Source organism: Acinetobacter parvus DSM 16617 = CIP 108168 (assembly GCF_000368025.1).
Taxonomy (GTDB): Bacteria; Pseudomonadota; Gammaproteobacteria; order Pseudomonadales; family Moraxellaceae; genus Acinetobacter; species Acinetobacter parvus.
In genome coordinates, this window is sequence record NZ_KB849212.1 from 1,230,314 (window position 1) to 1,252,660 (window position 22,347).

Annotated in this window: 19 protein-coding genes; 5 read left to right on the top strand and 14 right to left on the bottom strand. The window is 40.8% G+C overall.

Annotated elements, in window-relative coordinates:
* The first annotated feature begins 28 nt into the window (after positions 1-28).
* From rpoZ to bfr, 5 genes are all read left to right on the top strand, one after another.
* Complete coding sequence (gene rpoZ, locus F988_RS12560; protein ID WP_004678747.1) at positions 29-307, top strand: DNA-directed RNA polymerase subunit omega; 279 nt, start codon at positions 29-31, stop codon at positions 305-307.
* 206 nt (positions 308-513) lie between these two features.
* Complete coding sequence (locus F988_RS12565; protein ID WP_004683387.1) at positions 514-2,622, top strand: RelA/SpoT family protein; 2,109 nt, start codon at positions 514-516, stop codon at positions 2,620-2,622.
* Between the two features lie 163 nt (positions 2,623-2,785).
* Positions 2,786-3,175, top strand: coding sequence for a RidA family protein (locus F988_RS12570; protein ID WP_004678749.1), 390 nt, complete (start codon positions 2,786-2,788; stop codon positions 3,173-3,175).
* A gap of 172 nt (positions 3,176-3,347) precedes the next feature.
* Entirely contained in the window at positions 3,348-3,542 is a 195-nt protein-coding gene (locus F988_RS12575) for a bacterioferritin-associated ferredoxin (RefSeq protein WP_004683388.1), read from the top strand.
* A gap of 465 nt (positions 3,543-4,007) precedes the next feature.
* Entirely contained in the window at positions 4,008-4,472 is a 465-nt protein-coding gene (bfr, locus tag F988_RS12580; protein WP_004683390.1) for a heteropolymeric bacterioferritin subunit Bfr, read from the top strand.
* Positions 4,473-4,542: 70 nt separating this feature from the next.
* Here bfr and F988_RS12585 read toward each other — a convergent pair whose 3' ends face one another.
* The 14 genes from F988_RS12585 to aroK all read right to left on the bottom strand — a co-directional run bounded on the left by F988_RS12585 (position 4,543) and on the right by aroK (position 22,333).
* A complete protein-coding gene (locus F988_RS12585; RefSeq protein WP_004683391.1) occupies positions 4,543-6,183 on the bottom strand; it encodes a PglL family O-oligosaccharyltransferase in 1,641 nt (546 codons plus the stop codon).
* Between the two features lie 77 nt (positions 6,184-6,260).
* Positions 6,261-6,992, bottom strand: coding sequence for a TfpX/TfpZ family type IV pilin accessory protein (tfpZ, locus tag F988_RS12590; RefSeq protein WP_004683393.1), 732 nt, complete (start codon positions 6,990-6,992; stop codon positions 6,261-6,263).
* A 23-nt stretch (positions 6,993-7,015) separates the two neighbouring features.
* Positions 7,016-8,284 (bottom strand): O-antigen ligase family protein, encoded by a 1,269-nt coding sequence (locus F988_RS12595; protein ID WP_004683394.1) that lies wholly within the window; start codon positions 8,282-8,284, stop codon positions 7,016-7,018.
* A complete protein-coding gene (locus tag F988_RS12600) occupies positions 8,284-8,727 on the bottom strand; it encodes a pilin (RefSeq protein WP_162130237.1) in 444 nt (147 codons plus the stop codon). The genes F988_RS12595 and F988_RS12600 overlap by 1 nt, the downstream gene beginning before the upstream one ends.
* Positions 8,728-9,120: 393 nt before the next feature.
* Entirely contained in the window at positions 9,121-9,618 is a 498-nt protein-coding gene (locus F988_RS12605; protein ID WP_004678765.1) for a hypothetical protein, read from the bottom strand.
* Positions 9,619-9,621: 3 nt separating this feature from the next.
* The gene (locus F988_RS12610; RefSeq protein WP_004678766.1) at positions 9,622-10,671 is read right to left on the bottom strand and encodes an AAA family ATPase; all 1,050 of its coding nucleotides are present in this window, start codon (positions 10,669-10,671) and stop codon (positions 9,622-9,624) included.
* A gap of 58 nt (positions 10,672-10,729) precedes the next feature.
* Positions 10,730-11,290 (bottom strand): TPM domain-containing protein, encoded by a 561-nt coding sequence (locus tag F988_RS12615; RefSeq protein ID WP_004683397.1) that lies wholly within the window; start codon positions 11,288-11,290, stop codon positions 10,730-10,732.
* On the bottom strand, positions 11,284-12,333 hold the full coding sequence (locus F988_RS12620) for a TPM domain-containing protein (protein ID WP_004683398.1): 1,050 nt from the start codon (positions 12,331-12,333) through the stop codon (positions 11,284-11,286). Before F988_RS12620 ends, F988_RS12615 begins: the two co-directional genes overlap by 7 nt.
* 33 nt (positions 12,334-12,366) lie before the next feature.
* The gene (locus tag F988_RS12625) at positions 12,367-12,957 is read right to left on the bottom strand and encodes a LemA family protein (RefSeq protein WP_004678771.1); all 591 of its coding nucleotides are present in this window, start codon (positions 12,955-12,957) and stop codon (positions 12,367-12,369) included.
* Positions 12,958-13,333: 376 nt separating this feature from the next.
* Positions 13,334-14,755: an FAD-dependent oxidoreductase gene (locus F988_RS12630; protein ID WP_004683401.1), complete on the bottom strand. Its 1,422-nt coding sequence runs from the start codon at positions 14,753-14,755 to the stop codon at positions 13,334-13,336.
* 71 nt (positions 14,756-14,826) lie between these two features.
* Positions 14,827-19,305 (bottom strand): glutamate synthase large subunit, encoded by a 4,479-nt coding sequence (gene gltB / locus F988_RS12635; protein WP_171055704.1) that lies wholly within the window; start codon positions 19,303-19,305, stop codon positions 14,827-14,829.
* 466 nt (positions 19,306-19,771) lie between these two features.
* On the bottom strand, positions 19,772-20,650 hold the full coding sequence (locus F988_RS12640; protein ID WP_004683403.1) for a hypothetical protein: 879 nt from the start codon (positions 20,648-20,650) through the stop codon (positions 19,772-19,774).
* An 18-nt stretch (positions 20,651-20,668) separates the two neighbouring features.
* The gene (aroB, locus tag F988_RS12645) at positions 20,669-21,751 is read right to left on the bottom strand and encodes a 3-dehydroquinate synthase (RefSeq protein WP_004683405.1); all 1,083 of its coding nucleotides are present in this window, start codon (positions 21,749-21,751) and stop codon (positions 20,669-20,671) included.
* Positions 21,752-21,772: 21 nt separating this feature from the next.
* On the bottom strand, positions 21,773-22,333 hold the full coding sequence (gene aroK / locus F988_RS15505; protein ID WP_004683407.1) for a shikimate kinase AroK: 561 nt from the start codon (positions 22,331-22,333) through the stop codon (positions 21,773-21,775).
* Between the last annotated feature and the right edge of the window lie 14 nt (positions 22,334-22,347).

The window sequence follows — 22,347 nt, forward strand, 5'->3', positions numbered from 1 at the left end:
AAATTGTGATGTTCAGACGAGACAACTTATGGCACGTGTAACCGTTGAAGATTGTTTAGACCATGTAGATAACCGCTTCGAGTTGGTACTGGTGGCGAGTAAACGTGCACGTCAATTGGCACGTCAAGGTATCGAACCAACTGTAGAATGGGATAATGACAAACCAACCGTGGTTGCATTACGTGAAATCGCAGTGGGTCATGTCACTAAAGAGATTCTAAAACAACGCGACCAAGACTATCAGACTTCAAACCTTGATATGGTATTGTCTACAAATTCATTAAATTTAGAAGGCTTCACTTTCTAAAACGAATTTGCTTTGCATAAAGCCCACTGTGAATACACTGGGCTTTTTTGTTTTGAAAAAAACTGCTTTATATATTGATAAAAGCAATATGCTTCATTGGAAAAATCTACGAGTTTTTATAATGAACAAATTGACAAGTTTCACAATATGCTTTTCATTAGAGACTAGTGTCATTTTATTCTAATTCATATCAAAAAAGGTGTTTTATGCCAGGCGAAGAGGTCAGCCAAGCCAAGCAACAACTCAAGGTCATTATTGAAGCCTATCTTAAGGATAGTGATGTTCAACACGTGCTTGCTGCCTGTGATTTTGCCGATTTAGCGCATAGTGGCATCACCCGTAAAAGTGGAGAACCCTACGTTCTGCATCCGATTGCTGTCAGCTGTATTCTGGCACATATGCGTCTTGATGCGGATACGCTCATGGCAGCCTTGTTACATGATGTGATTGAAGACACGGAATTCTCCAAAGAAGAAATTGGCCAGAAGTTTGGGACTGTGGTTGCGGAACTAGTTGATGGTGTAACCAAGCTCAGCCATTCCAGTGACAAGGAATATAACAAGGCAGCCTCTTTTCGAAAAATTCTGCAAGCCACCTTACAGGACCCACGTGTCATTATTATTAAACTCGCCGATCGTTATCATAATATGACCACATTGGGTGCGTTGCGCCCAGACAAGCGCGCACGCATTGCACAGGAAACCTTTGATATTTTTGTACCAATGGCTCGCCTTGTCGGTATGAATGAAATGGCGGACAATCTGGAACATCTGTGTTATCAGAATCTTGATCTGGACATGTTTAATGATGTGCAAACCGCATTGCTGGAAACCAAGCCTAAACGCTGTGAATATCAGGCGGTATGGGAACAGAAACTGACTGACCTATTAAAAATCCATGACATCAAGGGTCGTATTAAAAAGAAAAATAACAATATTGAGCTGTTACGCCACTTTGTAAAAAATGAGATTGACCTAAATGAACTTAGTCATAGCCATGCCTTTGAAATTATTTTACAAAGTATTGCGGACTGTGACCGTCTGGTGGAGGCGCTAAAAGACAACTTTCAGGTTCTACAATATGAAGACCATATTCGCCGCCCTTTACCTGGTGGCAACCAGTCTTTAATGATCAAACTGAAAGGTGAAAAAACCACCCTTTCATTGACCATCCAGACTGAACTGATGCGTAAAGCAGCTCGCTTTGGCTTGGTACTGGGGGAAAATGCACCTCAGGCCTGCCGTTCAGCCATTCAGGCTTCTATGCAAAATCTCAATACCTTAATTGATAGTGACTGTGCCAAAACCACATTTAGCGATTTGCTGGATTATCTGCATCAGGAAAAAATCTGGGTTTACACACCACATGGGCAATTGCATGAACTACCTCAAGGTGCGACTGTGGTGGACTTTGCCTATTCTGCTAGCCTGTTTCTGGGTAACCATGCGGTAGGTGCTAAGGTTGATGGTGAAATTCGCCCCCTCTCCACTCCCCTGCATAGTGGTCAGGTTATCGAAATTATTACCGATGTACTGGCAACCCCAAACCCTGACTGGCTGAGTTTTATTAACACCCAGAAAGCACGTCGTGCCTTGCAAAACATGCTAAGAGAACAGGATATTGACGAACAGCGTCTGGTTGGTCAACAGGCGCTCAATCGTGCTTTAAAACTGTTTCACCGCTCAATTGATGACCTTTCCCAAACTGACTGGATTAATGTTCTAGAATGGCGACATTTGAGCAGTAAAGACACCCTATTTGAACAAATTGCGGTGGGTGACCTATTGCCCCAACTCGTCGCAAACCATCTATTTTCACAGGATTACCATTCACAGCATCATGAAGCATCTGACCGCTTGATCCTGGGTACAGAAGGGGTTGATGTCAAATATGCACACTGTTGCAATCCCGTGTTGGGTGACCCGATTCAGGGACATTTATCTCGACGTGGCTTGATTGTGCATCGATCGCGCTGTCGTAATTTACTGCATGAACAACAACTGCATCCAGAAAATATCATGCCGCTGCATTGGCAGTCTGAAGAAGTGGATGATGTACGTTTCAGTGCCTATCTCTGCATCCATATGATCATGAATGATGAACAGATTTCAGAGTTGATCTACCAATGCCGTAAAGCCAAAATCGGGGTGGAAACAGTCGATTCCCATGATCAAAAAACCTACGTGAATATTGTGGTCAGCAACCGTAAACAGATTGCTCAAATCATTCGTGATCTACGCATGCATTTTGGCTTTCCACGTATTGAACGCCTAAATATGCCTATTGTTCAGGCTGATGTTGCCAAAGTCGGCTAAAGTATTTCCAGGCAAACATATACTAGAAAAATATTGAAGCTGATTTGCCAAAATAAAAATTTAAAAACAATAACGACTACACAGTATTCAGCAGTTTCGCACCTATAGTTTTGTGTTAAAGTCACAGGGTTACAAGATAGAAAAAATGACATAGGAGAGCTTAATGCCACGTCAAGTTATTCATACTGAACACGCCCCTGCTGCTATTGGAACATATTCTCAGGCAATTCTGGTTGGCAATACGCTCTACCTTTCAGGACAGATTGGTTTAGACCCGTACAGTATGGAACTTGTAGAAGGGATTGAAGCCCAGATTCGCCGAGTATTTGACAACCTTAAAGCGGTCTGTGCTGCTGCGGGCGGAAGTCTGGCAGACATTGCCAAACTGAATATTTTCCTGACAGATCTTTCCCACTTTCAACTTGTAAACCAGATCATGGGTGAATATTTTGCTCAACCCTATCCAGCTCGTGCAGCATTGGGTGTCGCAAGCCTACCTAAAGGTGCACTAGTCGAAATGGATGGTATTGTTATTATTCCAACACAGAATTAAATGCTATATTTATCAAATAGATAAAATAAAGAAAAAATACCACCGATCAGGTGGTATTTTTTTATTCAAATTCCCAATGATAATAATCCCACTTCCAGAATGAAATTCATTGACAAACAATAATAATTATCAATAATAACAATTATCGCATTTGTATTTGTGGATCACTCCCATGTATGTCTGTTTATGCCGTGGAATCACAGACCAAGATATCAAGGACGCCGTTGCAAATGGCGCTGAAAGCTATCGTGAAATTCGTGATTTACTCGACTTAGGCACCTGCTGTGGTCGCTGTGCTCCAGAAGCTCGCAACATCATCAGTGATGAGCTTGCTGAAATTGCCGCACGTATTTCTGTTGCTGCTTGACATCCTCCCCGACCTAAAGGACGGGGATTCCTACTGCTAGATGGCAATGTCCTGCCACGAAACAGATACTATAGTTCTCTGCTTCTTATTCCAATGTAGTCCTACCTTTCGGATTGCAAAGAGTGCACGGATTACAATGGGGAAAACTGTTTTTTTTCGTGTTGTATCAGTCTGCTGACTAAAAATATACAACGTAATTATCATAGCACATGGATTACTAGATTCAAATGTTTTTAGCAATCCTAGCCAATCCCCAAAAGGGGGACTAGCGGATTGCAGCCTTATATCCTCGGGCTAAACCCCGAGGTTTTACGGCTATTCGGATAAAAATCATAATAATATCAGGACATTTTTGATTGTGATTTTCATTTGCTGTTCTATAAACCACTCGCCAGATCATTATTTGTTGATTAAAATCATATAAATTGCCTCAATAAAGGCATGGGTGTTTTTGGAGCAAGGGCAATGAAAGGCAATCGTGAAGTCATTAATCAACTGAATCAGGTGCTTTATCACCATTTAACTGCAATCAATCAATATTTTTTACATTCCCGCATGTTTAATGATTGGGGAATCTCACAATTGGGTTCAGCCGAATATAAAGAGTCCATTCGCCAAATGAAGCATGCGGACAAGATTATTGAACGTATCTTATTTTTAGAGGGATTACCGAATCTACAACACCTCGGCAAGCTCTATATTGGTCAGCATACCGAGGAAGTTCTGAATTGTGACATTCGCAAGGTTAAGGAAAATATAGCCGCAATTAAACAGGCGGTTGAACTTGCAGAAGCTCAACAGGACTATGTGACCCGTGACTTGGTACAGGAAATCCTAGAAAAAGAAGAAGAATATTGGGATTGGCTCGATACCCAACTCGACCTCATTGAAAATGTTGGCATTGAAAACTATATCCAAAGCCAGATTTAAACAGTCAGTTTCAGGCTGAAGCCGAAATAATCTTTGCTTTCAGCCTAAAACTAAACTTAGGTAGAGGCTGTTATTTTAAATGATGATTTAATTCAACAATATCAGCCAACCTTATATTCTCTCCATATAACTGTTGCAATATAAAAAGTTGCTGCTCTGCTTCAGCCATTTTCTGGTTGTAAACCAATAACTGGGCATATTTTTTCAGGTTATAAGGTGTTGCCTTGTTCTTAACCATATCACTCCACTGCATTAAATCCTGATCCGACATAGACACGGTTGGTTTTAGTGCAATCCAAACCAGACGTTGCTGGAATTGGCTAAGTAATAAAATACGTGAACTCCCCATAATTTCTACTGTAGGTTGCTGCCCCTTGAATAGCAATTGGCTGTTTTCCTGATAAACTTTATAGTCCCTCCAGATCATGAATAGCAAAACCAGCGAAATCACCCAGCAACCACGAATCACATTTTTATGAAGCGTGATACCTTTTAGGTTAGGCGTTTGAGCCTGAATCAATCCCAACAGAAAGCCCATAGGTAATAGGAAATAGGCATAACGCTGTGGAAATTCAAGCATTGCATGGATCAGGATGGCACTCACCATCAGCATCGCGATAATTGAAATAGTGTCTTTGGTATTTTTATTGAGCCAAAGCAACCATACTGCCATATAGGCAATAATCAAAAGTCCCAGTGGAATGCCATTCCAAATTAAGATGTCCAGTAACACATTGTGCCCACTGGTGACCCATTCATGTGACGGATGCAGGGGGAAAACCGTCATCTGCGCAACACTGGTTTGATTCCAGCCATATCCCCACCACGGCTGTTCTTTTAATGCCAAAAGCATTTGCGTCCAGATTTCAAAGCGCAGATAGCCCGAACTTGCTCGTTCTACAATGCTATCAGCTTCAATGACCGCCGTTCCTGTAGAGCTTTCAATTGCATGGGTAAAGACAGGAATCCCCCAAGCTGCTATTGCAAAAAACCCAATGCACCATAACGACAGCTTGAGAACATTTAAACGTGGAGTTTGCTTAAACTGTTTGTAAATCCAATAGATAAAAATAAATAAACACACTACCCATGATGTGCGGGACTGACTCAATGCGATAGCAAACAGGATGATCAAACTTGTACAACCAAGCAGCCATACAGAAGCTTTATGTTTTTCATATAAATATAAAGCCCCCATTAACCCCATGACTAAAAAAGTCGCCATATTATTGGGCTGACCAAAATTGGCATAGGGACGATTGCCTTTAAGCTGCATAATGCCATATAAACTTGATTCAAGTCCCAACCATTGCACCATCGCCATCAGACTGGTAACACTCGCGATAATAAGTAATAGCCAACAAACCTGTTTCATCAACTGTTCACGAGCACTTGGTTGTAACGATAGGTTATACCCCATCACTACCATGAACCAGAAACCCAGTAAATACACACTACTCAATAAGGCAATACTAAAATCAAATACTAGACCAAAGCTCCACTGCAATAATGGAACAAATGCAACTGACAATATATAAAGTTGCAGCTTGGGAATTTGAATATTTCGATTGAGAAAGAGTGTAAGTAATGCTAGTGCAGCAGCGAAAGTCGCCAACTCGCTGGAAAATGTCACCCAGGGATAGGTGTGAAATGGCGATAGCCAAGAGAAACTAAGCAGCAGCGCTGTCAGTAATAAACATAATGATTGCATATTTCGATATAAAAAAGAGCTTCATCGCATTATACATTGAAGCTCAATAAAACTGGTTTTATAGCTTGGTGTTTCTTTTAATTCCAAGGTCTCAAATCAACAATCTTTACGACTTCACCGTTTTCTTTATTGATCAGCACAGTCATATCCACAGCGTTGGCTTTCAATGGTACAAATGCTGTGGCTTGAGGATACTTGGCTAACGTTTTTTGCACAAGTTGAGGATCATTATATTTTTTGAGTTCATCTAATGGCTTAGCATATTGCTGCATCTGTGGTTTAACCAACTTAAAATCAACATAACGCTCTGGCTTTTGAGCAATAGAAACTCCTACTAATTCTGCAAACATATCATCATTACGAGTTTTAGAATCTTTAGCAAACTGCACACCGACAAACTGTGGCTTGAACCAAGATACATGTTGATATTGTGGTAAGGCTTTTGTGATATTGTATTCAAATACTTCATTCTTTTTAATTAGTTCAAAACGGTCTACCGTATATGCAATCCACGCAGGGCGGCCTTGTTCGATGCTAAACACCCCATAACACAAAGCCGCGATTTGAATGAGAATAATGACACTTAGGTCAAATTTGAGTGTTTTTTTACCTTCTTTATAGACCAATAAACCTAAAAGTGGCCCTAAAATCACGTCGATGACCAAGAGCATTAAAAAGATATGCGTCACCCCGACGGCAGTGGCTAGCGGTGCTGGATACCAAATAAAAAAAACGAGTCCAATCACGAATAAAGCGATTAGGAAAGAGAGTAATAAGTGACTAAGGAAAAACTTTAAACGATTGGACATTCAAATCTCACGACATTGATATTTTAAAATAGTTGATAACCATACTCCCAAAATCGGGGTGGTGTTGATGCTAAACTTTCAGATAAGGCAGATGTATAAAAAAACAAATAAATAAAAGCTAGAGCAATTGAAATATAGGCTATATACCCAAAAACTTGGGAAACTCTTGAAGCTTCATATGTTGATGGATGAAAAGAAGCCGCATGCTCAAATTCAGGATTTTTAAGTAAAAAGACGAATAACCATAAAAGTGCAACTTGTGTAACAGGATAAATATGTATACCTGAAAAAGATAAGTCGATACTTACTGCTATAAAAGCTGAAATTACAAAATAATTTTCCTTAAGATTCCATTTTATTCTTTTTAAAATATTCCAAATGACTAAAATAAGAAAACCAAATCCTATTAAGCCTGTTTCTGTTAAAACTTGAATAAATAAATTGTGTGGATGTGCTGAAATCACACCTGAGTACTGATCTAATTGATAAAACCCGCATCCAAAGATTGGATTTTGTGACCAGCATTGAAAAGCACTTACCCAAAGTTCATAGCGTCCACTCGTTGATTCTCTAACAATTGACCTTACATTAGAAGCAGAATGACTTGAAAAAAATAAAATAGAAAAATATGTGAGCCATGTAGCAGCATACGTGAATAATAATTTAAATCGTACAGCACGGTTAAATATACATACGCATGCAATAAAAACACTATACGCTAAAGTTGCTGAACGACCACCATCTAAAAGAATAGATAAAAATGCCAAAAATAAAAAAAATAAATAGATAATTTTAAATTTTTCTTGTTTTAAGTAAAACCAAACTGCAAAAACAGATAGTACTAAAAAATAACTGTTATAGACTCGGATGTTCCATGGCGTTGGGTACCAATTGGAGTATATGCTATTGTGTATATATTTTACAATCTCTATTGGCAATATGGAAAAAATTGAGAAACTAATCCAAATAATAAATTTTGCTAATAACTCATTATAATTAATAATCAAAAATGCTTTATAAAGAAGATAATATAATAATATTTCAAAAATAATAAATTGACTATTTCTTAGAAATAATAAGTGAAAAATAATAAAAATAATAAAAATATATTCAATTTTTTTTAGGTGTAAGTTTTTGTTAAAAACTAAGCTTAATAAAAGAAAAGTCTCAAGAACTCGTGATTCATTATAAAAATTTGAACTTATATGTATTGAAAGACCCAAAATAAATGTTAAAAAATAAAGAGCTATAAAAAGCTCTTTATTTTTTAAATGCTTATTAAAGTTAAGCATTAGGTTCCAACTTTACGACACTCTGAAGGTACATATTTTTCATTACCTGCTGTAGTCGAACAAGACCAAGTAACTGCAGAAGCAGTATATGACGGTGTCAAATATACAGGAACAGATTTTGCTGTTGTAGCACCCATTGTTACAATGATTTGTCCTGCCTTACTAGCTCCACACGTTGCAGAAGCTACATTACCCGTACCACCAGAAATTTCAGTAACGCCAACGCAAGCAGAACCAGCCGTACTAGGTGTGCCTGCTACAAGAGCACCTGCATTTAAAATATTTTCTGATACAGTAGCTTTCATAGCAGAAGCGGTTGTAATACCTTCAGAAACACGTGCACGAACAGTGTAATCTTGATAGGCAGGAATCGCAATTGCAGCCAAAATACCAATAATCGCTACAACGATCATCAATTCGATAAGGGTAAAACCTTTTTGCATTGTGTTCATAACATTTCTCCAATGTATAAATTTTTATAAGCCTTTCGAGCTACTTTGTATTTAGCATATTGTATGCCAATCCTTAGCTTAGCCAATTTTAACGCAAAAAAACAGAGACTTAAACAATTTTTCGATTGCTCATATATAAACCAATCCTGACACTTGAAAGAAAAAAATGACAAAAAATGTCAACTTTCGCTTTTTATCTTTAACGTAGTAGGGGTTCAACCTTGATTATTTTCTAATTGTTGTAAAAATGAGCGAAACAAATCACAAAAAAACTCTTAATAAAGATCAAAATTTTTATCAACCGTTTATCGGAATAGAGAATGTAAAATCTCATACATGCCCAAATAACAAGGATTAACCTATACTAACATTAAAAACGATCAGTTAAGTTACTGACCATAGCATCTTATTTTTCTGATCAACCACCAATGGATGAGTATCTATTGCCCTGACTTTTTGTCTCAATTTAAGTTTGACATCAGCAGGATTGATTGCTCGGGGAAACAGTCTCGAAGTATGTATAGGCTGCTCTAAATGCAATACAACTCGAATTCTTTTCTTTTTAAGTGCCTCTTTCGCAAAATCCCGTTCAATTTGCTCATTGGCATTGACTTGAGCAGCAACCAACCCTGCCAATGTATCTCGGACTTTTAAAGCAATCTCATCGGCTAAATCAATCGTTTTAGTACGTGTATGTTGCCGATAGTCCTTGATTTCAATCAACCAAAAGTTTTGCTGTTCTAAATACAGCAAATCAACCGCTTTTGTACCACCACATACCGCATTGAACTGATTGCGATAAAATGACCATTCATCATACTTGGTCGCATTCGGTTCAGTAAAAGAAAAGGTGAGCTGCCCCTCTATAATTTTATTTTTCATCGACTAGCCTACTTGCATAAAACGATCAGATTGAGTGAGTTCCTCATCTAATAATGTCAGTGTTTGCAAGGCATCTATGCTTTCACCTTGTTCAAGATAAACACCTTGATCAGTGGGACGTAAAGCAAAATATTTTTTAGGAATCGGGGCAAATTGCTTTTCTATGCTCAAAATTTCAATTTCCCTTAATAAAAATAAAGAATGAGTTGCCATAAATATCTGAATGCCGTTTTGACATAAATGTAGTAAAACCTTGGCAATCAATTTAATTAATTTGGGGTTTAAATTGGTTTCAGGTTCATCCCAAAATAAATAGCCCTGTTCAAGTAAAGTGCCTGTACTGATGAGACGTGCTAACATTGCCAGTTTACGTAGTCCTTCTGCAATTAAGGGCATTTCCAAATTTCCCTCACCCACAATACTTAGATAGAATCGTCCGCTTTTACTGTCTACAAATACCTTGCCACCCATGGCCTCTTCAAGTGGCTTTAATAACTCAGCAATGCGTTTTTCTCTTGCTCCTTTAACCGTAGGCGCATTTAGTAATGAACAGGTATCTCGCCATGTTTCTTCAAATTCAACATAGGTATGCTCATATAGGGAAATGAACCAAGGGCATAAAGTAAGCAACTCACGTGTAGGAATAAAGACAGGGGGCTTTACTAACCATTGCTCAGGTGCTTTCTCCATCTGTACTTCAGATTTACTGCGTGTTGAAAATACAAAACTTGTATCCAGGCTTTTATTATCAAAATTAAAGCTCAGTTCGCAACGCTCTGCGCCTTGTTTACGTCGAGCCAATCGCCCTAAAGTTTCAGGACGTAATACTGTCAATAATTTATCGGCATAACTTTTTTGCAAAAATACCTGTGTTGGACGTTCATTTAAATGCTGTTTGCTTTGGTAACCTGTTGCAAGTACTGCATACATACTTTTAAGTAAATGCGACTTTCCACAACCATTTTCCCCAATAATAATATTCAAACCCCGTGCAAAATCAAAGTTTGCCTCAGGAAATACCGTTAAATTTCTGACTGTTAGGTGCTTTAACATGCTCAACCTACTCAAATATAGGGGGATAGTGGATTTTTCTATACTTTAACATAAGCATTTAATTTAAAATAATAGGTTCATTCGGCAATTCATTTTGATTATGCAGATCAGATTCGACATAGTATTGATTCAATACTTGTCCAATGTCATCTACACCTTCAGTCACAGCTCGTAAATATTCTTTTTGAGCCAAGGTAACAACGATATTTTGGCAAATTGTATTCCACGTCTCAGTTTGTGTTGCATTTTTTAAACCGCGGTCAATCACAATCTCAACTTTGCGCTCACAAAGGTTCAAATAAAGCAAAACCCCACTATTGAGTTCGGTATCCCATACCCCTAATTCAGCAAACAGCTGTTGAGCACGTAATCTCGTATTTTGATGATAGGCCTGTGAGCAAGGAATATGCCCCTCTATCACTACCTGAATTTCACCGACATGACCTTTTTCAGCCTGTTGCACAGCGTTGGCTATGTGCATTCTATCTTGCTTATTGAAATAACGATGCGTAGAAGATATATAAAGGAAGTGTTTAAACCAGCGTTTTAAACTTGGTTGAACATGCTCATCCAGCTTAGGCTGGGTAATAATCTGTGTTGTATCTGTCTTTGTTACCATGAACCTGATGCTCCTCCCCCGCCAAAACTGCCGCCACCGCCACTATAACCACCGCCACTGCCGCCACCAAAGCCCCCTCTACCGCCCCCTCGTCCACCACCCGACAAAAAGGCTTGAAAAATAAGCTGGGCCAATGAAGTAATCAATAGAAAGAAAATTCCCACACCAAGCAATAAACTCATCACCAGACCAGCACCATTGACCAGTCCCGCAACCGTTGCTGCCACAGCCGCAGTGGAAGCACTTAAACGGTTACCCACAATAAAGGAACCTACGACACCAGCAATTAAAATAAATAGCGCCATCGTAAGCGTATTATCTTTGGCTTGTTGTGCTTGAATTGCCTGCTCATGTCGCTCTTTGAGCTCTTGAGCAGATTGTTGAGCGATCTCTGGATCAAGGTTTACAATACGGCTAATTTCATCCAACCCAGCCGAAATCCCTTGTGCATATTGTCCCTGTTTAAATGCAGGTGTAATTTGGTTGCGAATAATACGGCTGAGTACTACATCAGGTAAAACACCTTCCAGCCCATAACCCGTCAGAATCTGGATTTTGCGATCATTGACTGCAATTGCCATCAACAAACCATTATCACGTTTTGCTGAACCTAGCTGCCATTTTTCACCTGTACGCAAAGCAAAATCAAAAATCGCTTCCTGACCTGTGGTGGGTACAATAATGACTCCAATTTGAGCTTTACCCTGTTGATAAAGGGCTAGAATTTTTTGATTGAGTTGCTGGATTTCAGCCTCGTTCAATATCTTAGCTTGATCAATCACAGGTTGGTTTAAAGTGGGTAAACCACGTATAGATTCCCCATCCGCCATATCATTGGCAACTGTAGCTAGTACGGGAGGCTGTTCTGTGGTTGTCGATGACTTAGTTTGTTGCTGCTGTTGCTGAATAATTTTTCCAGCAACCACTAGATCACCTTGATCTGTCGCAGTGGCGGTCTCAGCCCAGGTTGTATGTTGAAAACAAAGCATTGCAAAAATGATGGTTAAAACATATTTTAATTTTTGCTTTAACTTGATCAACATACGCCCCTCCTAAGCCGAAAACAATTTCAACGATTAATTAAATGAAACTGTTGGCGCCTGTTGTGCAGATGAGTCTGCCTTAAAGTTTTCCTTGGTTTTCATCCCAATCACTTTTGCTGTCATTGCTTGTGGGAACTGACGCACATATGAATTGTAATCTTGCACTGTCGTAATATAACGGTTACGAGCAACCGCGATTCGATTTTCTGTACCTTCCAATTGTGCTTGTAAATCACGGAATTGTTCATTGGCTTTTAAATCTGGATAATTTTCAGAAACAGCAATTAAACGAGATAATGCACTTGTCAATTGACTTTGTGCTTGTTGATATTTTTCGAATAGCGCTGGGTCTTCCAACACTTCTTTATCTACTTTTAAACCCGCAACATTAGAACGAGCTTGCGTCACCTCTGTGAGGACTTGCTCTTCATGTTTGGCATAGCCTTTCACTACATTGACCAAATTAGGCACAAGGTCAGCACGGCGTTGATACTGGTTTTGTACTTCAGACCAGGAAGCATTCACGGCTTCATCTTTCACCTGCAAGGTGTTATAGCCACAGCCTGTGAACAATAAGGTGCTTGCCAATACAGTTGCGAGCGCAGTTTGTTTGATCACTTTCATAAAAATTTATCCTCAGGTTTTTCTTTATATTTTTGCCATAATTCATTGTAATGTGATTTTTTGTTCGCTGTGTAACATTTATTTGTTGAAATCTTTATATCATTGCATAGAATCATCGGAGAACTGTAACCGTCGTACGGTAATCCCCAATGCCTTGAGGCGATTTAAATAATTTTCTCTGAATTTGCATTTACAACAGCCATCTTTATTGCCTGCACAATTTCCTGATTGGTCTTCAAGTATCATGCTGAAAAATGATCAGCGACAGGGCAGAAAGCTTACAAGATTTGCTAAAACGACCTAAAAGATAAGATGAAAATAGTAGAGCCTGCAAAATGCAGGCTCTACTTAGACGTATTTTACAATATTTTCTGGATTAAACACCAAGGTAATCTAAAATACCTTCTGCTGCTTGGCGACCTTCCCAAATTGCAGTCACAACCAGGTCAGAACCACGCACCATATCTCCACCAGCGAAGATTTTTGGATTAGATGTTTGGAATTTAAATTCTTGTTGTTCTGCCGCAACGACACGGCCTGAACCATCTAAACTTACATTTGCAGAACCAAACCAATCAGCAGGACTTGGACGGAAACCAAACGCGAGTAATACCGCATCTGCTGGTAAGATTTCTTCAGAACCCGGAACAGGTTCAGGACTACGACGACCGCGACTATCAGGCTCACCCATTTGTGTAGTGACAACCTTAACACCAGTCACCTTACCGTTTTCGCCTACAATTTCAATTGGTTGTCGATTGAATAGGAATTTTACACCCTCTTCATAGGCATTCTTCACTTCGCGCGCAGAACCCGGCATGTTGCTTTCGTCACGACGGTAAGCACATGTCACATCATGTGCACCTTGGCGTAATGCAGTACGGTTACAGTCCATTGCAGTGTCACCACCACCCAGAACAATCACTTTCTTACCATCAACACTGATGTATTCGCTTGGATCTTTTTCCCAACCCTGGCAACGATTTACATTCGCAATTAAGAAATCTAGGGCATCGTAAACACCATCAAGATCTTCGCCAGGGAAACCACCTTTCATGTAGGTATAAGTTCCCATCCCCATAAATACGGCATCGTATTCAGCAAGCAGTTGTTCAATCGTGACATCAACACCGATTTCAGTATTCAAACGGAACTCAATGCCCATCCCCGTGAAGATTTCACGACGACGTTTCATCACATCTTTTTCCATTTTAAATTCTGGAATACCAAATGTTAGTAAGCCACCAATCTCAGGACGCTTGTCAAATACCACTGGTTTCACACCGCCACGGGCAAGAATATCCGCACAGCCTAAACCTGCTGGACCCGCACCAATGATGGCCACTTTTTTATTGGTCCATTTCACGCCAGACATATCTGGACGCCAGCCCAAAGCGAACGCTGTATCATTAATATATTTTTCTGCATTACCAATCGTGACCGCACCAAAGCCGTCATTTAAAGTACATGCACCTTCACACAAACGGTCTTGAGGACATACACGACCACAAACTTCTGGCAAGGTATTGGTCTGGTGGCAAAGTTCAGCCGCTTGAAAAATTTGACCTTCTGCAATCAGCTTTAACCAGTTTGGAATGTAGTTATGTACTGGGCATTTCCATTCACAATACGGGTTACCACACCCTAAACAGCGGTGAGCCTGGTTTGCAGCCACTTCCGCTGTAAAAGGTTTATAAATTTCCACAAACTCTGCTTTGCGGACAGTAATATCTTTTTTCTCTGGATCTTGACGTGGTACATCCAGAAATTGAAAGTCATTATTGAGGCGTTCTGCCATGTCTCTCTCCGTGGGTAGGCGCAGCGATGTCTCTCATCTCTGCACCTGCCTATGTCTTTGCAGTCGTGGAATTATTGTGGATCAGCTTGGGTTGTTTTCAAAAGCGTTTGCAAATTAGCAGCTTTTGGTTTTACAAGCCAGAACTTACGACTATAGAAGTCGAACTCATTACGAATTTTATATGCCCAAGCACTACCTGTTTCTTTGATATGTTCATCAAGGATACGCAGTAGATTTTCTTTGTGATCTTCCATCGACTCGGTAGAGATACGATTGAGGTCAATCAGCTCATGGTTGTAGTAGTCTACAAAATCATTATCAAGGTCAAGTACATAAGCGAAACCGCCTGTCATACCCGCACCGAAGTTATGACCGACTTTACCCAGTACTGTCACCACACCACCTGTCATATATTCACAACAGTGGTCGCCCGCACCTTCAATAACCGCAAAAGCACCTGAGTTACGAACAGCGAAACGCTCACCCGCAGTACCCGCAGCAAATAACTTACCGCCAGTCGCACCATACAAACAAGTGTTACCGATGATTGCAGTATTTTGTGTTTGGAACGGTGAACCTTTTGGTGGGAAGATCGACACACGACCACCCGCCATACCTTTACCCACGTAATCGTTTGCATCACCTTCAAGTTTGATATGCAAACCCCCAGCGTTCCAAACACCAAGTGACTGACCAGCAGTACCGACAAGATTCATGACTACTGGATTGTTTTCCATGCCCAAATTGCCATAACGGCGTGCAATTTCACCAGAAATACGCGCACCAATTGAACGGTCACAGTTACCGACAGTGAAGTTAAACGAACCACCTGTACCTGCTTCAATTGCTGGCAACATCTCAGCCACCATTTTCTCAGCTAAAACACCTTTATCAAATGGTGCATTACCTTGAACTTGGCAATATTGAGCTTTGCCTTCAGCAGCAGGATGTGATGTCAATAATGCACTGAGATCAAGATGCGCATGCTTTTCAGTTTCGCCTGGTAAAACCTCAAGCAAATCAACACGACCAATCAAATCTTTGAGTGATGCAACACCTAAAGCAGCCAGCCATTCACGTGTTTCTTCAGCAATAAACTTGAAGAAGTTGATCAGCATTTCTGGTTCGCCAATATAATGCTCTTTACGTAAATGGTCTTGCTGTGTTGCAACACCAGTTGCACAGTTATTCAAGTGACAGATACGCAGGTATTTGCAACCTAATGCGATCATTGGCGTAGAACCAAAACCAAAGCTCTCAGCACCTAAAATTGCAGCTTTAATTACGTCTAGACCTGTTTTTAAACCACCATCGGTTTGCACACGAACCTTACCACGCAAATCATTGACACGAAGTGCTTGGTGCGCTTCACTTAAACCCAGTTCCCACGGCGAACCTGCATGGTGAATCGATGAAAGTGGAGATGCTGCTGTACCACCGTCATAACCTGAAATGGTAATAAAGTCAGCGTATGCTTTTGCCACACCTGCCGCAATCGTTCCAACACCTGGCTCTGATACTAGTTTTACCGATACCATCGCTTGAGGATTGACTTGCTTCAAGTCAAAGATCAATTGTGACAAATCTTCAATTGAGTAAATGTCATGATGTGGAGGCGGAGAAATCAAAGTCACACCTGGTACTGAGTAACGTAAACGTGCAATTAAGCCATTCACTTTACCACCTGGTAACTGACCACCTTCACCTGGTTTTGCACCCTGTGCCACTTTAATCTGCAACACTTCAGCAGAGGTTAAGTACGCAGGAGTTACACCAAAACGACCTGATGCAATCTGTTTGATTTTCGAGTTACGAATGGTGCCATAACGTGCAGGGTCTTCACCGCCTTCACCTGAGTTCGAACGACCACCAATCGTATTCATCGCAATTGCAATGGCTTCATGTGCTTCTGGAGACAATGCACCTAAAGACATTCCCGCAGAGTCAAAACGCGGTAGAATTTCTTCAATCGTTTCAACTTGATCAATCGCAATCGAATTAGTTGTTTTTAACTTGAATAAGTCACGAATCGTAGCAACTGGACGGTTGTTTACTAGCTCAGCATATTCTTTAAAGTCTTGATATTGACCAGAACGTACAGCTTTATGCAAAGCATTGATCACGTCTGGGTTAAACGCATGGTACTCTTTACCAAATACGAATTTGAGTAAACCACCCTGATCAATTGGCTTACGATTTGACCAAGCTAAACTTGCCAGTTTCTTCTGGTCATTTTCAAGATCAGCAAAGGTTGCACCCTGAATACGGCTTGGTACGCCAAGGAAGCATTTATCAACCACTTCAGAGGACAAACCGACCGCTTCAAACAATTGGCCGCCACGATAAGAAGCAACTGTCGAGATCCCCATTTTAGAAAGAACCTTGAGCAAGCCTTTCTCAATCCCTTTACGGAAATTGGATTGTGCATGAATTGGATCGCCCAGTAACTCACCTTTAGCAACCAGATCATTGATGACATCATAGGCAAGATATGGATATACCGCAGTCGCACCAAAACCTAGTAGTACTGCAAACTGATGTGGATCACGTGCAAAACCTGTTTCAACTAAAATGTTTGCATCAGTACGCAAACCCGTTTTAATCAAATGGTGATGTACCGCACCTGTTGCCAATGCAGAGTTTGCTGGCAAGAAACCTTCACGAATATTTTTATCGGTCAAAACGATTAAAGTTTTACCATCACGAACAGCTTGTGCAGCTTCTTCACAGATGCGTGCGATTGCTGCCTGTAAACCTTCGGTTTCTGCATAGTTCAGGTCAATATCAACAACGCCATAGCCTTCGCGCTCTTTTTCAACATCGCGAAGCTGCTGCATTTTTGAATTAGACAATACAGGGCTGGAAATAATGATGCGGTCAGCGTGCTCTGGACCTTGTTCAAATACGTTTTGCTCACGACCTAAACAAGTTTCCAATGACATCACAATCGATTCACGTAATGGATCGATTGGCGGGTTGGTGACCTGAGCAAACTGCTGACGGAAATAGTCAGAAACATGGCGCACTTGACGAGACAATACTGCCATTGGGGTATCATCACCCATTGAGCCGACAGCTTCCTGACCGCTTTCTGCGATAGGACGTAACAGTTGATCGCGCTCTTCAAATGTTACCATAAACATTTTTTGTGCTGCTTTTAACTTATCCCCTGTAAGGCCTTGATCCAAAAGTTGTTCTTCAAGCTGTGGATTGGCCTGTAAGCGAATCGCATGATCACGCAACCATTCACGGTATGGACGCATGTTCTTAAGATGATTGCTGACATCTTTGGTATCTAGCACTTTGCCAGTCAATGTATCAACCACTAGGATTTGACCAGGACCAACACGACCTTTAGACACCACATCTTCTGGCTCATAACCCCACACGCCGATTTCAGATGCCAAAGTGATGTAGTCATTTTTAGTGATGACCCAACGCGCTGGACGCAAGCCATTACGGTCTAGCATACAGATCGCGTGACGACCATCCTGAATCACCAAACCTGCTGGACCATCCCAAGCTTCCATGTGCTTAGAGTTGAATTCATAGAATGCACGTAGATCAGCATCTAAAGTTTCAACATTCTGCCATGCTGGTGGAACCAACATACGTAGCGCACGGAATAAGTCCATTCCGCCACCCACAAGAATTTCAAGCATGTTGTCTAGGCTTGATGAATCCGAACCAGTACGGTTTACGATCGAATTAAGCTCAGTTAAACCTGGCAATAATGGGTTTTCAAATTTAGGCGTACGTGCCAAAGCCCAGTTACGGTTTGCTGTAATGGTATTAATTTCACCATTATGGGCAAGGTAACGGAATGGTTGTGCCAATGGCCAGCGTGGCAAAGTATTGGTCGAGAAACGCTGATGGAATACCACGATATGTGATTTTAAGCGCTCATCAGCCAAGTCGGTATAGAAGTCGGCAATCGCTGCTGGCATCATCAAGCCTTTATAGCTGATGACTGTGGTCGCCAAAGTGGTGACATAGAACAAAGGATCATTTTGTAATTGTTGTTCAGCACGGCGGCGTGCCAGGAAAAGTTTACGGTTAAACTCAACCTCAGTTAAGCCCATTGGGCAATTCACAAGAATTTGTTCAAATGCAGGCAATGATTGCAGAGCAATCTCACCGAGAGCATCATTATTTGTGGGTACAACACGCCATGCCGTAACCGTTAAACCTTCTGCTGCAATTTCTTTATTTAAAATATTCTTTGCATTTTGAGCTAAAGCAGGGTCAATATTTAAAAATACAGTACCCGCAGCAAAAATCTCAGTAAGATTAGCACCTAACTTCTGAGCTTCGTCACGAAAGAACTGTTTCGGCATAGCCAATAGCAATCCGCACCCATCTCCCGTCTTACCATCTGCGGCAATACCACCACGGTGCGTCATGCAACTTAAACTGTGAATCGCGGTTTCGACCAGATGATGGCTTGATTCACCCTTCATATGGGCAATCAGACCAAAACCACAGTTATCCTTAAACTCATCAGGCTGATATAGACCTTGAGCGGGAGCTACAGTATTAGGCGATGGCATGTGCATAGCGTACCCTTCTTTCAACATGGCTCTTTCGAGCAACAAACAATCAATTCATTTTCTGCGATATTGTCGATTAACTCATTTAAAGTTCAATGCTTCGCAAAAAAACATTTTCACTGGCGGATTTGCAAATATACGTCTTTCTTATGCAAGAATCAGCGTATTTCACTATATAAAGTGTTTTCAGTTATTACACTTTAACAAACACTTGTAAAGTACAAAAAACTTTCTATTTCACTCAATTAATGAATCTTTTCGCACAAAAAAGGGCAATAAGTAGACAAATTAGCATCATAAGAAAGCAAAAAATATGCCAAATAAATATACATTTACTAAATCATTAAAAAAATTAAAATAACTTTAAATTATAGAAACTAAGCTCTAAACATCAAGAAATAAAATTGCACCAAAAAAAATCACATTGCCATAAAAAGAATCAATATTGTTTCATATTGGTGCAAAATCAGTTGAATGGATCACTGATCTCTCTCCTCTCGGAATCTGAATTTTCTTTTAATTTTTCAGAACTGGAAATAGGTTGAGCCGCAGACTGGCTCTGCCTCACATTAACCACATTACCCTGTGCATCACGTTGCGTTACCGTGGTTTTCACGGTTGTCACTGGGTCACTTAATGCACGCTCACCCCCAGTCCCAGCTGTTCTTTGCAAGGTGTTGGTGCCGATCAGCAGCGTTTCATCAACTTTCGGGAGGGCCACAGGTTTTAATTGAATCGCATATAGCTGGTTTGCAGCAGATTTTAGCTCATCAGAACCCAGATCATTTACAAAATCGGCATAGCTTGATAGTTGCTGAGCTTTAGGTTGAATGGATTCAGGCAAAACCAGATTTAACTGGGTAAATTGGCGGTTGGCATCTTCTGCATTCGAAAATATACCATAGGCCAAAACATACTGCTCAACCTGATCCTGACCACTTAAACGGAAATAGATAAACTTTTTCCGATCGGCACGGTTTAACAGAAAGTTTTTCACAATCGCTTCATCTGAACTACGAAAAATTTCCATAGTCCATTGACGCTGATTTTCCTTGATAAACTTTGTGCCGCGAAATTCGGGCGCATGCTCATTCGACACTACCACCCGTGTGGTTAAGTCTAGGGGTTTCACTTCGTCAGAGAGTGCTCCCAAATGGGCAGTCGCAGCAACTTTCTCTGGCTGAATCTGCACCTGCGCTTCAGTTTTAACTGGCTGTTCAATCTCCACCAACGCTTTATTATCTGTAATCGCCCAAAAAACCAATGCAGCAATTAAACAAACTAGCGCAAAAACCAGCCAACTGTACTGTTGAATATTTTGCGAGATTGATCGTGACACAGCCATGCTTTTCCTGAAGGTTAATTACGCAGATTGATTTGCAAGAATGGATTGCTTCATCAGCTCAAGATCAAAATCCCTGGTGAGGACAGCTAGCCCCAACTCCTGAAGTAAAACCAGACGCAACTGACCATTTAAGACTTTTTTATCATGTGACATATAAGCCAAAAACTCAGCTAATGGAATTTTTGGACATGATATCGGTAAATTGGCACGTTGAATGATTTTTTTTGTACGCTGCACATCTTCAGCCGAAATCCAGCCCAGGCGATAGGACAAGTCCGCCGCCATGACCATACCTGTTGCAACAGCCTCACCATGCAGCCAAACACCATAACCCAGATAGGATTCAATCGCATGGCCAAAGGTATGCCCTAAATTTAATAATGCCCGTTCGCCCTGCTCTTTTTCATCATTAGCGACAATTCTGGCTTTATGTGCACAGGAACGATATACCGCCTCAGCCAACAGGTTGGCATCACGTCCTACCAGTGCATCCATGTTCTGCTCCAACCAGACCAGAAACTCCACATCACCCAGCAAGGCATATTTAATCACTTCAGCCAAACCAGCAGACAGTTCACGGTCAGGCAAAGTATCCAATTGGGCCATATCGGCCAATACGACTTGAGGCTGTTGAAAAGCGCCCAGCATATTCTTGCCAAGTGGATGATTAATTCCTGTCTTACCGCCTACGCTTGAATCCACCTGGGACAACAAGGTGGTCGGTACCTGAACGAAATTTACCCCACGCTGAAAACAGGCCGATGCAAAACCCGCCATATCTCCAATTACACCACCACCCAGTGCCAATACAGTACAGTCACGGTTAAAGCCAGCCTCAAGTAAGGCATCAAAAATCAGGTTTAGATGCTGAATATCTTTATATTGCTCACCATCAGGCAATATACATTGTGCAACCTGTTTATCCAGAGCACTCAATGCGTCCACATAATGCTGCATATATAGAGGGGCTACTGTTGTATTTGAAACCAGCATCACTTGTCGACCATGCAGATAAGGTTTAAGTAATTTTTCAGGATCTAAATGACTGCCAATAAAAATCGGATAACGACGCTCACCTAATTCAACATATAATGTTTGCATATAATTAAACCACTAAAAGAATCACTTGACGGACCGAGATAAAATAATTTGGAGAATCCGTTGTGCTAAATCACGTGCAGCACCCTGATTTGTCTCAATAATATGGTGTGCAACTTCACGATATAAAGGATCACGTGCAGTCAATAACTCTCGTAGTTTTTGTTCTGGATTTTCGACTTGTAATAATGGACGGTTTTTATCACGATAGGTTCGCTGTAGCTGAAGTTCTACAGGTGTATAAAGATAGACAACAATACCACGTTGTTTAAGGAACTCTCGATTCGCAGATTGAGTAACCGCTCCACCACCCGTGGCCAAAACCAGTGCGGAGCGCGTAGTGAGTTCATTTAACACATTGGTTTCACGCAGCCGAAATCCAGCTTCACCTTCTTTCTCAAAAATCCAGGGAATGGTCGCACCAGTTTTCCGCTCAATTTCATGATCACTGTCAAGAAAGTCTCGCCCTAACAACTCGGCTAAATGTCGACCAACTGTTGTTTTTCCCGCCCCCATTGGCCCCACCAAATAAATATTTGGCAGAGTTTCAAACGCTTTGCTTGGCAACGCGCCACCTATATTCATTGCAACTATTGAAA

Bases quoted from the DNA above. Each gene is read 5' to 3' on its own strand.
- aroK (WP_004683407.1), bottom strand. From the start codon at position 22,333: ATGAATATAGGTGGCGCGTTGCCAAGCAAAGCGTTTGAAACTCTGCCA.
- tfpZ (WP_004683393.1), bottom strand. From the start codon at position 6,992: ATGTCCAATCGTTTAAAGTTTTTCCTTAGTCACTTATTACTCTCTTTC.
- rpoZ (WP_004678747.1), top strand. From the start codon at position 29: ATGGCACGTGTAACCGTTGAAGATTGTTTAGACCATGTAGATAACCGC.
- F988_RS12595 (WP_004683394.1), bottom strand. From the start codon at position 8,284: ATGCTTAACTTTAATAAGCATTTAAAAAATAAAGAGCTTTTTATAGCT.
- F988_RS12575 (WP_004683388.1), top strand. From the start codon at position 3,348: ATGTATGTCTGTTTATGCCGTGGAATCACAGACCAAGATATCAAGGAC.
- bfr (WP_004683390.1), top strand. From the start codon at position 4,008: ATGAAAGGCAATCGTGAAGTCATTAATCAACTGAATCAGGTGCTTTAT.
- F988_RS12600 (WP_162130237.1), bottom strand. From the start codon at position 8,727: ATGCAAAAAGGTTTTACCCTTATCGAATTGATGATCGTTGTAGCGATT.
- F988_RS12605 (WP_004678765.1), bottom strand. From the start codon at position 9,618: ATGAAAAATAAAATTATAGAGGGGCAGCTCACCTTTTCTTTTACTGAA.
- F988_RS12570 (WP_004678749.1), top strand. From the start codon at position 2,786: ATGCCACGTCAAGTTATTCATACTGAACACGCCCCTGCTGCTATTGGA.
- F988_RS12585 (WP_004683391.1), bottom strand. From the start codon at position 6,183: ATGCAATCATTATGTTTATTACTGACAGCGCTGCTGCTTAGTTTCTCT.
- aroB (WP_004683405.1), bottom strand. From the start codon at position 21,751: ATGCAAACATTATATGTTGAATTAGGTGAGCGTCGTTATCCGATTTTT.
- F988_RS12640 (WP_004683403.1), bottom strand. From the start codon at position 20,650: ATGGCTGTGTCACGATCAATCTCGCAAAATATTCAACAGTACAGTTGG.
- F988_RS12610 (WP_004678766.1), bottom strand. From the start codon at position 10,671: ATGTTAAAGCACCTAACAGTCAGAAATTTAACGGTATTTCCTGAGGCA.
- F988_RS12620 (WP_004683398.1), bottom strand. From the start codon at position 12,333: ATGTTGATCAAGTTAAAGCAAAAATTAAAATATGTTTTAACCATCATT.
- F988_RS12630 (WP_004683401.1), bottom strand. From the start codon at position 14,755: ATGGCAGAACGCCTCAATAATGACTTTCAATTTCTGGATGTACCACGT.
- F988_RS12565 (WP_004683387.1), top strand. From the start codon at position 514: ATGCCAGGCGAAGAGGTCAGCCAAGCCAAGCAACAACTCAAGGTCATT.
- gltB (WP_171055704.1), bottom strand. From the start codon at position 19,305: ATGCCATCGCCTAATACTGTAGCTCCCGCTCAAGGTCTATATCAGCCT.
- F988_RS12615 (WP_004683397.1), bottom strand. From the start codon at position 11,290: ATGGTAACAAAGACAGATACAACACAGATTATTACCCAGCCTAAGCTG.
- F988_RS12625 (WP_004678771.1), bottom strand. From the start codon at position 12,957: ATGAAAGTGATCAAACAAACTGCGCTCGCAACTGTATTGGCAAGCACC.